This is a genomic window from Streptomyces malachitofuscus, assembly GCF_055571035.1.
The window spans coordinates 135,361-149,739 of sequence record NZ_JBVIGA010000004.1 but is presented as its reverse complement, the minus strand read 5'-3'; the positions used below and the strand labels follow the sequence as shown (position 1 = coordinate 149,739).

General features: G+C 72.8%; 13 protein-coding genes. 10 read left to right on the top strand and 3 right to left on the bottom strand.

Features of this window, described 5'->3' with window-relative positions; all coding sequences use genetic code 11:
- Positions 1 to 6: 6 nt before the first annotated feature.
- The gene (locus ACZ44S_RS07385) at positions 7 to 678 is read right to left on the bottom strand and encodes a lysophospholipid acyltransferase family protein (protein WP_466925476.1); all 672 of its coding nucleotides are present in this window, start codon (positions 676 to 678) and stop codon (positions 7 to 9) included.
- A 414-nt stretch (positions 679 to 1,092) separates the two neighbouring features.
- Here ACZ44S_RS07385 and ACZ44S_RS07380 point away from each other — a divergent pair, with 414 nt between their 5' ends.
- From ACZ44S_RS07380 to ACZ44S_RS07370, 3 genes are all read left to right on the top strand, one after another.
- Positions 1,093 to 2,262, top strand: coding sequence for a glycerophosphodiester phosphodiesterase (locus ACZ44S_RS07380; protein ID WP_466925474.1), 1,170 nt, complete (start codon positions 1,093 to 1,095; stop codon positions 2,260 to 2,262).
- A gap of 76 nt (positions 2,263 to 2,338) precedes the next feature.
- Positions 2,339 to 2,851, top strand: a complete 513-nt coding sequence (locus ACZ44S_RS07375) for an RNA polymerase sigma factor (protein ID WP_466925472.1) — start codon at positions 2,339 to 2,341, stop codon at positions 2,849 to 2,851.
- Between the two features lie 57 nt (positions 2,852 to 2,908).
- Positions 2,909 to 3,406 (top strand): GNAT family N-acetyltransferase, encoded by a 498-nt coding sequence (locus tag ACZ44S_RS07370; protein ID WP_466925960.1) that lies wholly within the window; start codon positions 2,909 to 2,911, stop codon positions 3,404 to 3,406.
- Here ACZ44S_RS07370 and ACZ44S_RS07365 read toward each other — a convergent pair whose 3' ends face one another.
- Together ACZ44S_RS07365 and ACZ44S_RS07360 are read right to left on the bottom strand one after the other, a co-directional pair.
- Positions 3,407 to 3,832: a hypothetical protein gene (locus tag ACZ44S_RS07365; RefSeq protein WP_466925469.1), complete on the bottom strand. Its 426-nt coding sequence runs from the start codon at positions 3,830 to 3,832 to the stop codon at positions 3,407 to 3,409.
- A gap of 1 nt (position 3,833) precedes the next feature.
- Positions 3,834 to 4,193, bottom strand: coding sequence for a hypothetical protein (locus tag ACZ44S_RS07360; protein WP_466925467.1), 360 nt, complete (start codon positions 4,191 to 4,193; stop codon positions 3,834 to 3,836).
- Between the two features lie 105 nt (positions 4,194 to 4,298).
- Here ACZ44S_RS07360 and ACZ44S_RS07355 point away from each other — a divergent pair, with 105 nt between their 5' ends.
- The 7 genes from ACZ44S_RS07355 to cobT all read left to right on the top strand — a co-directional run bounded on the left by ACZ44S_RS07355 (position 4,299) and on the right by cobT (position 14,216).
- On the top strand, positions 4,299 to 4,949 hold the full coding sequence (locus ACZ44S_RS07355; RefSeq protein ID WP_466925465.1) for an HAD family hydrolase: 651 nt from the start codon (positions 4,299 to 4,301) through the stop codon (positions 4,947 to 4,949).
- A 401-nt stretch (positions 4,950 to 5,350) separates the two neighbouring features.
- Positions 5,351 to 6,388 (top strand): methionine ABC transporter ATP-binding protein, encoded by a 1,038-nt coding sequence (locus ACZ44S_RS07350; RefSeq protein WP_466925462.1) that lies wholly within the window; start codon positions 5,351 to 5,353, stop codon positions 6,386 to 6,388.
- Entirely contained in the window at positions 6,385 to 7,122 is a 738-nt protein-coding gene (locus tag ACZ44S_RS07345; protein ID WP_466925459.1) for a methionine ABC transporter permease, read from the top strand. Before ACZ44S_RS07350 ends, ACZ44S_RS07345 begins: the two co-directional genes overlap by 4 nt.
- Before the next feature lie 63 nt (positions 7,123 to 7,185).
- Positions 7,186 to 8,013: a MetQ/NlpA family ABC transporter substrate-binding protein gene (locus tag ACZ44S_RS07340; RefSeq protein ID WP_466925456.1), complete on the top strand. Its 828-nt coding sequence runs from the start codon at positions 7,186 to 7,188 to the stop codon at positions 8,011 to 8,013.
- A 133-nt stretch (positions 8,014 to 8,146) separates the two neighbouring features.
- Positions 8,147 to 8,785 carry a GNAT family N-acetyltransferase gene (locus ACZ44S_RS07335; RefSeq protein ID WP_466925454.1) on the top strand — a complete coding sequence of 213 codons (639 nt, stop codon included), beginning with the start codon at positions 8,147 to 8,149 and terminating at the stop codon, positions 8,783 to 8,785.
- 127 nt (positions 8,786 to 8,912) lie between these two features.
- Entirely contained in the window at positions 8,913 to 10,124 is a 1,212-nt protein-coding gene (gene cbiE, locus ACZ44S_RS07330; RefSeq protein WP_466925453.1) for a precorrin-6y C5,15-methyltransferase (decarboxylating) subunit CbiE, read from the top strand.
- A 369-nt stretch (positions 10,125 to 10,493) separates the two neighbouring features.
- Positions 10,494 to 14,216: a nicotinate-nucleotide--dimethylbenzimidazole phosphoribosyltransferase gene (cobT, locus tag ACZ44S_RS07325; protein WP_466925451.1), complete on the top strand. Its 3,723-nt coding sequence runs from the start codon at positions 10,494 to 10,496 to the stop codon at positions 14,214 to 14,216.
- The last annotated feature ends 163 nt before the right edge of the window (positions 14,217 to 14,379 follow it).

Below are 14,379 nucleotides of genomic sequence, written 5' to 3'. Positions count from 1 at the left end.
CAGGCGCTACGCCGCCTTCGCCTTGCTCGCGTACATGTCGACGTACTCCTGCCCGGACAGCCGCATCACCTCGGCCATCACCGAGTCGGTCACCGCACGCAGGACGTAGCGGTCGCGGTCCATGCCCTCGTAGCGGGAGAACTCCATCGCCTCGCCGAAGCGGACCGTGACCTTGCCGGGCCGGGGCAGGCCCGCGCCACCGGGCTGGAGCTTGTCCGTGCCGATCATGGCGAACGGCACCACGGGGGCGCCGGTCATCAGGGTGAGCCGCGCGATGCCGGTACGGCCCCGGTACAGCCGGCCGTCGGGGGAGCGGGTGCCCTCCGGGTAGATGCCGAAGACGTTGCCCTGCTCCAGCACCCGGCGCCCCGTCATCAGCGCCGCCACCCCGCCCCGGCCGCCGTCGCGGTCGACGGGGATCATGCCGACCCCGGTGAAGAACCACGCCATCAGCCGCCCCTTGAGGCCCTTGCCGGTGACGTACTCGTCCTTGCCGATGAAGAAGACCTGGCGGTCGCAGACGAGCGGAAGGATCATCGAGTCGATGAAGGTGAGATGGTTGCCGGCCAGGATCACCGGACCATCGCCGGGGATGTTCTCCGCGCCCTCCACCCGTGGGCGGAACATCAGGCGCATGATCGGACCGAGCACTGCCTTGATGAGCGCGAAGCGGGACAACGGGCCCTCCGGTGGGAAGCGGACGTCGACGAATGCCGTATGAGTCTGTGCAGGTGAGGACATTACTCGCGGCCCGGGGGGTTGCGCACATCGGGCGCAGGGGAGTTCACCGAGGTCTTACTCACTCTTGACCCGGGTTCACCTGCGGTGCCCTGTCCGGCGGCGGCGCGCAACACGGCCGTCACGCTGTGACGCACCTCGCCGGACCGGCACCCCGCACGCGTGCCCGCCCTCGGCCGGCCCAACCGGACGAGCCGTCACATCCCCGCAGGAATACGACAGACGTACGTCATACGCATGAGGGGCGTACGCCATTCAACGTCACCCGTGTGTTCGGCCCGGGGTCTCCCGAAGGTCATCGACACCCACCTACGATCGGCCCGCACCGGACGAGCCGACACCAGGAGGACACTCATGGCAACGCGGGAGTCGAACGAACAGACGGGCGGGACCGGGCGGCGTGCCCTGCTCGGCGCGGCGGTCCTGGGCGCCTCCGGAACGGTCCTCGGTCTGGGCGGCACGGCGAGGGCCGCCGACGCCCGGCACGGCGGCGGCAGAGGGCTGCGGAGCCTTCCCGTCCCGACGATCATCGGCCACCGCGGGGCCAGCGGGTACCGGCCCGAGCACACCCTCGGCTCGTACCAGCTCGCCCTCGACATGGGCGCGGACGTCGTCGAGGCCGGCGACCTGGTGCCCACCAAGGACGGTCACCTCGTCTGCCGGCACGAACCGGAGATCGGCGGCACCACCGACGTCGCCGACCACCCCGAGTTCGCCGGCCGGCGGACCACCAAGACGCTGGACGGCGTCTCCGTCACCGGCTGGTTCACCGAGGACTTCACCCTCGCGGAGCTGAAGCGGCTGCGCGCCGTCGAGCGCATCCCCGCCAACCGCCCGCACAACACCCTCTACAACGGCCGCTGGGAGATCCCCACCTTCGAGGAGGTGCTGCGCTGGCAGGACGAGCAGACCCGCAAGCGCGGCAGGCAGGTCTGGATCTACCCCGAGACCAAGCACCCCACCTACTTCCGTGGCCTCGGCCTCGGTCTGGAGGAGCGGGTCGCCGGAATCCTGCGCAAGCACGGAAAGCACCGCAGGAACTCGCCGGTCATCCTCCAGTCGTTCGAGCCGACCGGAGTCCAGCGGCTCAGCAGGCTCGTGGACAACCCGCTCGTGGTCCTGCTGTCCGGCGCCGACAGCCGCCCCTGGGACTTCGTCGAGTCGGGCGACCCGCGCACCGTCGCCGACCTCATCACCCCCAAGGGCCTGCGGGAGATCGCCTCCTACGCGCAGGGCATCGGCCCCACCCTCGACCTGGTCATCCCGCGCGACGCGGGCGGCAGGCTCACCGAACCGACCACCCTGGTCCGCGACGCCCACCGGGCCGGTCTGATCCTGCACCCCTACACGATGCGCAACGAGAACCCCTTCCTGCCCGCCGACTTCCGCAAGGGCACCGACCCCGACGCCTACGGTGACGTCTTCGGCGCCTACCGGACCTACTTCTCCACCGGCATCGACGGCGTCTTCACCGACCACCCGGACACCGGCCTGCTGGCCCGGGAGGACTTCGTCAACGGCTGAGGCGCTCCGCCCCGGTAGGGGTGAACCACCGGCCGCCCCGGGCAACCCCGCCCGGGGCGGCCGAGTCGTTGCGCGTATGACACACGAGCCGGTCCTGGCGTACGAGCTGGTCCACTCCCTCCGCCCGCTGCTCAGCGCGGAGGCCGCGGCCGAGGCGCCCGGCTGCGGGGCCGAACCGGGCGACCTGGAACAGGCGGTCTGGCTGCGCCTGATGGAGCGCCTCGGTACGGACGGCCCGCCGCCGGACCCGCCGGGCTGGCTGCGCCGGGCCGTCCGTACCGAGGCCCGTCGCACCCGCCGTACCGCCCGCCGGGAAACGGCGCTGACCGGCGAGCCCCCGGACGCCGGCCGGCACGATCCCGAACGCCTCGCACTCGCCGCCGCCCGCCGCCACGCCCTGCGGGACGCCGTCCGCCGGCTGCCCGGCCGCTGCCCGCGGCTGATGGAGGCGCTGCTGTCCCCGGGAGATCCGACATACCGGGAAATCGCAGGGGAGTTGGGTATCTCACAAGGCAGTCTCGGTCCGGAACGTTCCAGATGCCTGGGATGTCTGCGTCGTTTGCTCACACCGGAGGTTGCGGCGCGCTGAGGACGGGGATAGGAGTGAGGGACGACAGGTGATCAGGTGAGCGGGAGGCGTGCGCACATGGGCATGAGCGTGACCATCTCTGCGGCGGCCGGGCAGGACGCGGAGCAGATTTTCAGGTTGCAGTACCTGTGCTTCCAGAGCGAAGCGGCCCTCTACGGCAACTACCGCATCGACCCCCTCGTCCAGACCCTCGACTCGGTGCGCGAGGAGGTCGCCGGCGACTGCGTCTTCGTCGCCCGGCTCGGCGACGAGATCGTCGGCTCGGTGCACGGCAGGATCACCGAGGACGGCGCCGCCGCGATCGGCAAGCTCTGCGTCCACCCCCGCCTCCAGGGGCACGGCATCGGCGCCCGTCTGCTGAAGGCGGCCGAAGCCGCCCTCGCCGGCGAGCGCGGAGCCCGGACGTTCCGGCTGCACGCCGGGCACCGCAGCGAGAGCAACCTGCGCCTGTACAGCAGGGTCGGCTACCAGCGGGTGGGCACGTCCCAGGGCGCGGACGGCGTGCCGATGATCGTCCTGGAGAAGAAGGCGGAGGCGTACGCGACGACCGCCTGATCAGACCCCGGGCCGCGGCCGCGCCTTGCGCAGCCAGTACACGGCGGTCAGGGGCAGCAGCACGGGAATGAAGAGGTACCCCATCCCGTAGTCCGACCACACGGTCGCGTCGGGGAAGGCGGACGGCTCCACCAGCGTCCAGGTGCCGACGGTCAGTACGCCCACGAGCTCGGCGGCGCAGCACACCAGCGCCGCCCTGCGGGCCGTCTCCCCGCCGCGGACCAGGGTGTACGTGATGAAGCCGTAGACCACTCCGGCCAGCGCGGAGAGCGTGTACGCCAGTGGCGCCCGGTCGAACTCGGTGGCGATCTGGTACGCGGAGCGCGACACCGCGCCGACGACCATCACCCCGTACAGCCACACCAGCAGCAGTCCGGGCCCGCCGATCAGCCGTGTCCGCTGCGGCTTGTCCTGCGTCGCGGCCATCTCAGCCTCCCCAGATGTCGTACAGCCGCACCTCGAGCACGGCCAGCACGACTCCGCTCGCGGAGACCGTCAGCGATCCCCAGCGCGAGCGCTCGCCCAGCGACAGGAAACCCGCCGCCGGGACGCACGCGAACGAGCCGAGCAGATACGCCACGAAGATCGTCGTGCCCTGCTCCGGCTTCTCGCCCCGGGCCAGCTGCACGATCCCGACGATCAGCTGGACCAGCGCCAGCAGCGTGACCACGGCCATCCCGATGAAGTGCCAGTCCTTCGTCGGCTGATCACGGTAGGCGGCCCACCCGCACCAGGCGGCGAGCAACAACGCGGCGACACCGGTCACCACCGTCAGGACATCAAGCATGCCAGCGACCTTATTACGCAGGAAAAGCCCCGGTGCGCCCGCCCCCGGGACGGCACGGGCCGACGCCTTGCGCGGGCGGTCCCGCGGCCCCGTAGGGTCGATGGCATGACCATTCATGCGCGTGCCCTGCTGTTCGACAACGACGGAACCCTCGTGTCCTCCATCGAGTCCGTCAACCGGTGCTGGACACGGTGGGCCGTCGAGTACGGCATCACGGCCGAGCAGTTCGGGCGGATCGAGCTGCACGGCCGGCCGGCCGCCGAGATAGCCGCCGACCTGCTGCCCGCCCATGTCGTGCCGGAGGCCGTCGCGCGGATCGAGGACCTGGAGGTGGAGGACGTCCGCCACGGGGGAGTGCACCTGCTGCCGGGCACCCGGGACTTCCTCGACGCCCTGCCTGCCGAGCGCTGGGCCGTGGTGACCTCCGCCACCCGGCGGCTGGCCGATGCCCGCCTGGACGCCGTCGGCATCCTGCCCAAGACCCTCGTCGCCGCCGACGACATCACCCGCGGCAAGCCCGACCCCGAGCCCTACCTCCTGGCCGCCCGCACCCTGGGCGTCGACCCCGCCGACTGCGTCGTCTTCGAGGACGCCCCCGCCGGACTGCAGGCCGGCCGCGCCGCCGGCATGACCACCGTGGCCTTGGCCACAACCCACCCGGCGCACGAGCTGACCGCCGACCTGGTGGTCGGGGACCTCTCGGCCTTGTCCGTACTGGTCACGGACGGGGGAGTGGAGATCTCCGTACGTCCCTGACGTGCGCGCACTGCTGTCCACGGCTGTCCAGCATCCGGACAGCCGGGACAGGTAAGGACCAAACGTCTGCTTTACTGATCGCATGACCACGACGAGCGACCGCATTCCTGCGACCGAGGCGACCATGACGCCCGGTGCTCGTTGTATGTGCCAGTGCCGAATGTGCGCCTTCTAGAGGGCCCCCGCACCATCTGAGCCTCGCGCCCCGAAGCGAGAGCCCGCTCGCGCCCGTCCGCATGGCCCGCATGCGTGACCGGCCCACGCCCCCCGCGCGCACGTTCCGCCACGGTTCCCTCCGCCGTGTCCCGCGAGAGCCGTGCCCGCCCGGCTGCTTTCGACCCTGAATGCCTCGTGCCCGGCGCCCACGACGCGCCGCGCACTCGACAGTGACGGATACCCACGTGATCACCACCTCGGGCCTGACCAAGGTCTACCGCTCACGCGGCCGCGAGGTCACCGCCCTGGACGGCGTCGACCTGCACGTCCGCGAAGGCGAGGTCTACGGCGTCATCGGCCAGTCCGGCGCCGGCAAGTCCTCTCTCATCCGCTGCGTCAACCTGCTGGAACGCCCCACCTCGGGCACCGTGACCGTGGCCGGCCAGGACCTCACCGCCCTCGCCGGGCGTGGTCCGCGCGCCGGCCGGGAACTGCGGCAGGCACGCAGCCGGATCGGCATGGTCTTCCAGCACTTCAACCTGCTGTCCTCGCGCACCGTGCAGGACAACGTCGAACTGCCCCTGGAGATCCTCGGCACCTCGGGGAAGGAACGTTCCCGCAAGGCGCTGGAACTGCTCGACCTGGTCGGCCTCGCCGACAAGGCCAAGGCCTACCCCGCCCAGCTCTCCGGCGGACAGAAGCAGCGCGTCGGCATCGCCCGCGCCCTCGCCGGCGACCCCGAGGTGCTGCTCTCCGACGAGGCCACCAGCGCCCTCGACCCGGAGACCACCCGCTCGATCCTGCAGCTCCTGCGCGACCTGAACCGCCGGCTCGGCCTCACCGTCCTGCTCATCACCCACGAGATGGACGTCGTCAAGCAGGTCTGCGACTCGGCCGCCCTCATGGACCGGGGCCGCATCGTCGAGTCCGGCACGGTCAGCGACCTGCTCGCCACCCCCGGTTCGGAGCTGGCCTCCGCGCTCTTCCCGGTCGGCGGCGAGGCCTCCGGCGACGACCGCACCGTCCTCGACGTCACCTTCCACGGCGACAGCGCGACCCAGCCGGTCATCTCCCAGCTGTCGCGCACCTACAACATCGACATATCGATCCTCGGCGCCGCCATCGACACCGTCGGCGGCCTCCAGGTCGGCCGGATGCGGATCGAACTGCCCGGCCGCTACGAGGACAACGTCGTACCCGTCGGCTTCCTGCGCGAACAGGGCCTGCAGATCGACATCGTGCACAGTGACCGGCCCGCGCTGGTGAAGGAGGGGGCCAAGTGACCTGGTCCGAGATGCAGCCGCTGCTCGAACAGGCGTGTATCGAGACGCTGATCATGGTCGGCTGGTCCACCCTGATCGCCGTCGCCGGCGGCCTCCCGCTCGGCATCCTGCTCGTCCTCACCGACAAGAGCGGACTGCTGCAGAACACCGTCGTGAACAAGGTCATCGGGCAGATCGTGAACATCGGCCGCTCGATGCCGTTCATCATCCTCATGGTCGCCCTGACGAGCTTCACCCGCTGGGTCACGGGCACGTCCATCGGCAGCGAGGCCGCGATCGTGCCGCTCGCCATCAGCGGCATCCCCTTCTTCGCCCGCCTCGTGGAGACGGCCGTGCGGGAAGTCGACCACGGGCTCGTCGAGGCCGTGCAGGCCATGGGCGGCAACACCTGGACCATCGTCCGCAAGGTCCTCGTCCCCGAGTCGCTGCCCTCCCTGATCGCCGGCACCACCACCACGGTCATCGCCCTCATCGGCTACTCGGCCATGGCCGGTGCCGTCGGCGGCGGCGGTCTCGGCGACTTCGCCGTCCGCTACGGCTACCAGCGCTTCGACAGCGAACTGATGTGGATCACCGTCGCGATCCTCGCCGTGGTCATCTCCGTCATCCAGTTCGCCGGCGACCTCGCGGCCCGCGCCCGGCACCGCCGCGGCGCCCGCTCCGGCCCCGGCCCGAAGCTGCGGTTCCTCAAGGCCGAGGAGCCCGCCGCGGCCGACGTGGGCAAGGTCGCGTAACTCCCCCAGACTCCCCGCACCCCGGGGTCGCACCACCGCACCACCCAAGGAAAGGCACTTTTCGTGCGTAACACCGCCAAGATCACCACCGCCGTCCTCGCCACCGGAGCCCTCACCCTCGGGCTCACCGCCTGCGGATCCGGCCAGGACGCCGCCTCCGACACCTCCGGCCCGCTGATCGTCGCCGCGAGCCCCGTGCCGCACGCCGAGATCCTCACCTTCGTCAAGGACAACCTGGCCAAGGAGGCCGGCCTCGACCTCGAGGTCAAGGAGTTCACCGACTACGTCACGCCGAACACGGCCACCGAGGACGGCTCCGTGGGCGCCAACTTCTTCCAGACCCAGCCGTACCTCGACGACTTCAACAAGAAGAACGGCACCCACATCGTGTCCGTCGTCGACGTCCACCTGGAGCCGCTCGGCCTCTACTCCCACAAGGTCGACAAGGCCGACGGGCTGAAGAAGGGCGCGACCGTCGCGATCCCGAACGACACGGTCAACGAGGGGCGTGCCCTGCAGCTGCTCGCCGCCAACGGGCTGATCACCCTCAAGGACGGCGTCGGCACCGCCGCGACCCCCGCCGACATCACCAAGAACCCCAAGGACCTCACCTTCAAGGAGCTGGAGGCGGCCCAGACGCCCCGCTCCCTGGAGGACGTCGACGCGGCGGTCGTCAACGGCAACTACGCCATCGAGGCCGACCTCAAGCCCGCGGAGGACGCCCTCGTCCTCGAGGAGGCCAAGGACAACCCGAACAGCAACCTCCTCGCCGTCAAGGAGGGCCAGGAGGACGACCCGCGCGTGAAGAAGCTCGCGAAGCTCCTCACCTCCCCCGAGGTGAAGAAGTTCATCGAGGACAAGTACGCCGGTTCCGTCCTCGCGTCCTTCTGATCCGGCCCACCCGCCGCCCGTCGGGGCCCCTCCCTGCGCAGGGAGCGGGCCCCATGGTGCGGTTCGGTGCTTTCATGCTGCATGCTGGGCAGTTCAGCAGCACCCGACGGTTCCTCAGGTTACGGAGCGGCGCATGACGAGCACCTTCCCCGACATCTCCATCAGCACGGAGCGGTTGGTGCTGCGTCCCCTCGACACGGACGACGTCCCCGCCCTCGCCGCGATGATGAACGACGAACAGGTCGCCGCCTGGACCGCCGTTCCCCAGCCCTTCGACGAACGGACCGCCCGCACCTGGATCACCGAGGACGCCCCCGCCCGGCGCGCGGCCGGCCACGGGCTCGACCTCGCCGTCACCGAGTTCCTCACCCAGCGCCTGGTCGGCGTCATCCGGCTCACCAGGACGAACTGGCAGGTGCGGTCGACCGAACTGTCGTACATCGTCGCCCCGTGGGCGCGCGGCGAGGGCTATGCCTCCGAGGCCGCGCTCGCCACCGCACAGTGGCTCTTCGGCGACCAGAAACTCGAACGGATCGAACTGCGCACCGCCGCCGACAACACCGCGGCCCAGCAGGTGGCCCAGAGGATCGGCTGCATCAGCGAGGGCGTGCTGCGCAACGCCTGCATAGCCCGTGTCCGCACCGAAGACGGCGGCTGGAGCGACGTACGGACCGACTACATCGTGTGGAGCCTGCTGCCCGAGGACATCGAGGGTGCGGACGGTCAACTGGCCGACACCGGCGGGTTCACCACCTACACGGACTGGAACTGACATCCCGGGGACCCGCTGCCGGCGCCTCCGCCGAAGCGGTTCGTGGCCGTACCAGGTAATCTCAAGCGACCGCCCCCGGGCGGGACAGCCGACGACGACCTGCGCAGACCTCAGGAGACTGACGACGATGGCCGACCGGGTCACGGTGATCGGCTGGGACGGTTCGCCGCTGACCGACGCGGCCCGCGCCGCGCTGGGCGCCGCCACGCTGGTGGCCGGCGCCGCCCACCATCTGGCTCTTCCCGAAGTGCCCGCCGGCGCCGAACGCATCCGGCTCGGGTCCGTCGCCCTCGCCGCCCGACGTATCGCGGCGCACCGCGGCACGGCCGTCGTCCTCGCCGACGGCGACCCCGGCTTCTTCGGTGTCGTACGGACCCTGCGCGCACCGGAGTTCGGCCTGGAGGTCGAGGTCGTGCCCGCCGTCTCCTCCGTCGCCGCCGCCTTCGCCCGCGCCGGGATGCCCTGGGACGACGCCCACGTGGTGGTCGCACACCCGCGCACCCTGCGCCGCGCGGTGAACGTCTGCCGGGCCCACACCAAAGTGGCGGTCCTCACCTCACCCGGCGCCGGCCCCGCCGAGCTGGGCCTCCTCATGGAGGGGATCCACCGCACCTTCGTCATCTGCGAGGAACTCGGCACCCCGCGCGAGCAGGTCAGCGTCGTGACCTCCGACAAGGCCGCCGACCACACCTGGCGCGACCCCAACGTCGTCATCGTCATCGGCGGCCGGGCGGGAGCCGGCGAATCCGGCGGCTGGATCGCCGGACGCGACCCCTCGCGCGGCCCGCGCGGCTGGACGCTGCCCGACGAGGAGTACGGCGGTGAACTCGGCGAAGGCGAACGGGAACCCCTGCGCACCTCCCAACTCGCCCGGCTGGGTCCGCGCCTCGGCGACCTCGTCTGGGACATCGGCTGCGGCAGCGGCGCCTTCGCCACCGACGCCGCCCGGGCCGGCGCCGCCGTCATCGCCGTCGACAGCGACCCGCACGCCTGCGCCCGCACCGACTCGACCGCCCGCCGGCAGGGAGTCCAGCTCCAGATCGTCCACGGCACCGCTCCGCACGTACTGGAGAACCTCCCGGAGCCCGACGTGGTCCGGGTCGGCGGCGGGGGAGCGGCCGTGGTCTCCGCCGTGGCGGACCGCCGCCCGCAGCGCATCGTCGCCCACGCCGCCACCCGGGACGAGGCCGAACTCATCGGCCGGAACCTGACGGAACACGGTTACCAGGTCGAGTGCGCCCTGCTGCAGTCCGTCGAACTCGACACCCGCGCCTGGACGGAGAAGGAACGGAGTGTCGCGTTCCTGCTCAGCGGGGTGCTGCCCGCCCGCGGCGACTGATCCGATGACGGTCCCCGTGATCGGAATGTCGTACCGCGCGGGGTAGGCTGGCCGATCGTTGTACCGCGCCGGACGCCCGACGCTTCGTCGGCCAATGTCCGGAAAACGCGCCCGTTTTGGGGTGGGTCGTGGTACGGCGGGAACCGGAGGACGCGCAACGTGGCGCAGTCCACAGCGGAACCGTCGCCGATCAAGCTGACGCGACGGCCGTGCGACCGCGACAATGCCAGTGAATGGCTTTGTCGCCTTTTTCGGGCGGGCCGTTCGTGCCGCTGGGGACGCACGCTCGTTCTTCAGTGTGGGGCGGTCGGGTGCGCCGTTCCGGGTGAGCTGGTCGTAGGAGCACTAACCGATGGGCGAGGGGTACGCATGACCGACACCGGCCAGGTCCCGGGCGAGGGACTGCCGGAGAACGCAGGCATGGTGGAGCAGCCGGGCGTCCCCGCGCCCGACGCGTACACCTACCTCTCCGACAGTCCCGCCGAGGACGAGGATCTGTTGCTGCCCGGCGCCCAGGGCGCGTGGGGCAACGAGATCGCCCCGCCCGCACCCGAGCCGGTCGTGGAGACCGTGCACGAACCGGGCCCGCACGAGACAGCCGGCCGCGACAGCGGCTCGGTCGACCTCGGCGGCGTCCGGCTTCCCGAACCGGACCGGCAGCAGACCGCGCCGGCCGCGCCGCGCCGCCCGCTGCACCTCGGCCCGCCGATCCCCGACGTCTCCGCCAGCCCGGTCCGCTCCCTCGCCGACCGCGGCCCCGCGGACCTGCCGACCCGCCAGGCGGGCCCGCCGACCCTCGGCCCCGAGTACCTCGACATCCCGCGCGCGCGGGAGGCGGCCGCACCGCAGGCGGCGGCGCCCTGGGGCACGCAGGCCACGGTGAGTGCGGGGGCGCCGGCTGCCGAAACGGTTGTTCCGCAGGTGGAGCCGGTCGACGCGGCCCAGGCGGTCGTCACCCGCGTCGCGACGGAGGCGGTCGCGGCACAGGACACGGAGGGCGCGGGCGTCGCGGTCACCGAGCCCGCGGCGCAGTACGCGGAGGTGCCACCGGCGCCTCCGGCCGCCGAGGTGCCGGGTGCGGAGGGCGTTCCGGCCGCCGGGGTTGCGGCGGAGGCCGCTGTGGCGGAGTACGCGCAGGGTTCCGGGGCGCCGGGGGCCGGCGAGGTGCCGGGTGCGGGGTCCGAAGAGCCGGTTGCGGGGGCCGTCCCGGCCGCCGGGGTTGCGGCGGAGGCCGCCGTGGCGGAGTACGCGCAGGGTTCCGGGGCCGCCGAGGCGCCCGGCACGGGCGAGGTTCCGTCCGCGGCTGATGCGGCGCCGGAGCCAGTCCAGTCGGTGGCGCCGGAGCAGGTCCGAGCGGTCGGGACGCCGGACTCCGGCCGGCCGGCGGAAGCCGCGGCCGACGCGGTCGCTGCCGCCGAAGCCCCCCAGGACGCCGAGGTACCGGGCGCGGCTCTGCCGACGCCGGACGGGACCGGGGTCGCGGAGGCCGCCCAGGTGCCCGAGGAGCCCGTCGCCGCTCAGGTACCGGGAGCGGAGCCCGCCGTCCAGCAGCCGGAGGTACCCGTCGAGGCGACGGTGCCCGAGACCGCCCCGGTGACGGAGGAGCCGCACGCCGCTCACGTGCCCGGCGCGCCGGAGCCCGCCCCGGTGGCCGGGGAGCCGGTGGCCGAGGAGCCCGGGGCTGCCCAGGTGCCGGACGCGGACACCGTCGCCGAGACCGCCGCGGCGGAGTACGCCCACGCCGACGACGTACCGCAGGCACCGGCCCCCGGGAGCGCACCTTCCCCGGACACCGCCGCACCGCAGCCCGTCCACGCGGCCCTCGCCGACACCGCCGTGCCCCCCGGAGCTTTCGTCGCCGTGCCGGACGTCACCACCGCACCCGCGGCCGAGACGGGGCCGGAGCCGGCGGCCGCGGCGGCGGCCGCGGCGGAGGCGGCCCCGGCCGCACCGGAGCCCGTCGAAGCCGTCCCCGGAACGACGGCCGACGAAGCCGTCGCCCCGCCCACCGCCGAGGCTCCCGCGCCCGTGGCCGACCTCCCGGACGCTCCCGCCGCCCCCGTTCCCGATGCGGTGCAGGGCCCCCAGCAGAACCCCGACACCCCCCTCCCCGGCACCGTCCCCCTCGTGCCCGGGCCGGACCAGCCCCTCGGCCGGTTCGTCCCCGTGGACGGCACGGTGCCCACCGCACCGCAGCTCGCGCCGACCCCGCCGCAGGGCGTGACCGTCCCCGCGGAGGAGCCCCACGAGGCCGGCGCCGACGCCGCACCGGCCACGCCCGACCCCGAACTCGCCCAGGATCCCGACGACCTGGACACCCAGGGCGCCGGCGTGGAGCCGGAGGCGGCACCGCCCGCCGGCCCGGCCGCCCCCGGCTACGACGACGCCGAGCGCGAGGCCGTGCTCAAGGTCATGCGCGAGCGCCGGGACATCCGCAACGGCTTCCGCAGCGACCCCATCCCGCACGAGGTGCTGCTGCGCGTCCTGGAGGCCGCCCACACCGCACCCTCCGTGGGCCACTCGCAGCCCTGGGACTTCGTCGTCATCCGCTCCGCCGAGACCCGGCGCGCGATGCACGAACTGGCCATGCGCCAGCGCGACGCCTACGCCAAGTCCCTCCCCAAGGGCAGGGCGAAGCAGTTCAAGGAACTGAAGATCGAGGCCATCCTCGACACCCCGGTCAACATCGTCGTCACCGCCGACCCCACCCGCGGCGGACGACACACCCTCGGCCGCCACACCCAGCCGCAGATGGCGCCCTACTCCTCCGCGCTCGCCGTGGAGAACCTCTGGCTCGCCGCCCGCGCCGAGGGCCTCGGCGTCGGCTGGGTCAGCTTCTTCGACGAGCGCGAGATGGTCCGCGCACTGGAGCTGCCCGAGCACCTGGAGGTCGTCGCCTACCTGTGCGTCGGCTACGTCGACGAATTTCCGGCCGAGCCCGAGCTGATGCAGGCCGGCTGGTCCAAGCGCCGCCCCCTGTCCTGGGTCGTGCACGAGGAGACGTACGGCCGACGCGCCCTGCCCGGAGAGGACCCCCACGACCTGCTCGCCGAGACCGTCGCGCAGATCCGCCCGCTCGACGCCAAGGCCCTCGGCGAGGCATGGGAGCGTCAGAAGCGTATGACCAAGCCGGCCGGGGCGCTCGGCATGCTGGAGATCATCTCCGCCCAGCTGTCCGGCCTGTCCCGCCAGTGCCCGCCGCCCATCCCGGAGCCCGCGGCCGTCGCGATCTTCGCCGGCGACCACGGCGTGCACGCCCAGGGCGTCACCCCCTGGCCGCAGGAGGTCACCGCCCAGATGGTGGCCAACTTCCTCGGCGGGGGAGCGGTCTGCAACGCCTTCGCCGCACAGGTGGGCGCCGAGGTCTGCGTCGTCGACGTCGGTGTGTCCTCCGACCTCCCGGCCACGCCCGGACTGCTGCCGCGCAAGATCCGTGCCGGCACGTCCGACATGACCACCGGCCCCGCGATGACGCGCGAGGAGGCCAAGCAGGCCATCGAGGTCGGCATCGAGACCGCCCGGGACCTGGTGGCGGCCGGCAACAAGGCGCTGCTCACCGGCGAGATGGGCATCGCCAACACCACCGCGTCCGCCGCCCTCATCTCCGTCTTCACCGGCGCCGACCCGGCCGAGGTCACCGGCCGCGGCACCGGCATCAACGACGAGACCCTCGCCCGCAAGACCGAGGTCGTCCGCCGCGCCCTCGAACTCCACCAGCCGGACCCGGCCGACCCGCTCGGCGTCCTCGCCGCCGTCGGAGGCTTCGAGCACGCGGCCATGGTCGGCCTGCTCCTCGGCGGGGCCTCGCTGCGTACGCCGGTGATCCTGGACGGCGTCAGCGCCGGTGCCGCCGCGCTGGTGGCCCGGGCCATCGCCCCCGAGGTCCTGGCCGCCTGCATCGCGGGCCACCGCAGTGCGGAGCCCGGCCATGTCGCCGCCCTCAACAAGCTGGGCCTGCGCCCGCTGGTCGACCTCGACCTCCGCCTCGGCGAGGGCACGGGCGCGTTGCTGGCCCTCCCGCTCGTGCAGAGCACGGCACGGGCCATGCACGAGGTGGCGACCTTCGATTCGGCCGGGGTGACCGAGAAGTAGCCCAGGCGGCCGTGCGCGGCCGTTCCGCGGGGCGGAACGGCCGCGGGGGGGGGGGGGGGGGGAAAACAAACCCCCCCCCACCCCCCCCCCACACCCACACCCCCCCCCCCCCCCCCCCCTCCCCCCCCCCCCCCCCCCCCCCCCCCCCCCCCCCCCCCCCCTT

What these genes read in the sequence shown, in the direction of transcription:
- ACZ44S_RS07380 (WP_466925474.1), top strand. Translation starts at nt 1,093, where the DNA reads ATGGCAACGCGGGAGTCGAACGAACAGACGGGCGGGACCGGGCGGCGT.
- ACZ44S_RS07375 (WP_466925472.1), top strand. Translation starts at nt 2,339, where the DNA reads ATGACACACGAGCCGGTCCTGGCGTACGAGCTGGTCCACTCCCTCCGC.
- ACZ44S_RS07370 (WP_466925960.1), top strand. Translation starts at nt 2,909, where the DNA reads ATGGGCATGAGCGTGACCATCTCTGCGGCGGCCGGGCAGGACGCGGAG.
- ACZ44S_RS07365 (WP_466925469.1), bottom strand. Translation starts at nt 3,832, where the DNA reads ATGGCCGCGACGCAGGACAAGCCGCAGCGGACACGGCTGATCGGCGGG.
- ACZ44S_RS07360 (WP_466925467.1), bottom strand. Translation starts at nt 4,193, where the DNA reads ATGCTTGATGTCCTGACGGTGGTGACCGGTGTCGCCGCGTTGTTGCTC.
- ACZ44S_RS07355 (WP_466925465.1), top strand. Translation starts at nt 4,299, where the DNA reads ATGACCATTCATGCGCGTGCCCTGCTGTTCGACAACGACGGAACCCTC.
- ACZ44S_RS07335 (WP_466925454.1), top strand. Translation starts at nt 8,147, where the DNA reads ATGACGAGCACCTTCCCCGACATCTCCATCAGCACGGAGCGGTTGGTG.
- cbiE (WP_466925453.1), top strand. Translation starts at nt 8,913, where the DNA reads ATGGCCGACCGGGTCACGGTGATCGGCTGGGACGGTTCGCCGCTGACC.
- cobT (WP_466925451.1), top strand. Translation starts at nt 10,494, where the DNA reads ATGACCGACACCGGCCAGGTCCCGGGCGAGGGACTGCCGGAGAACGCA.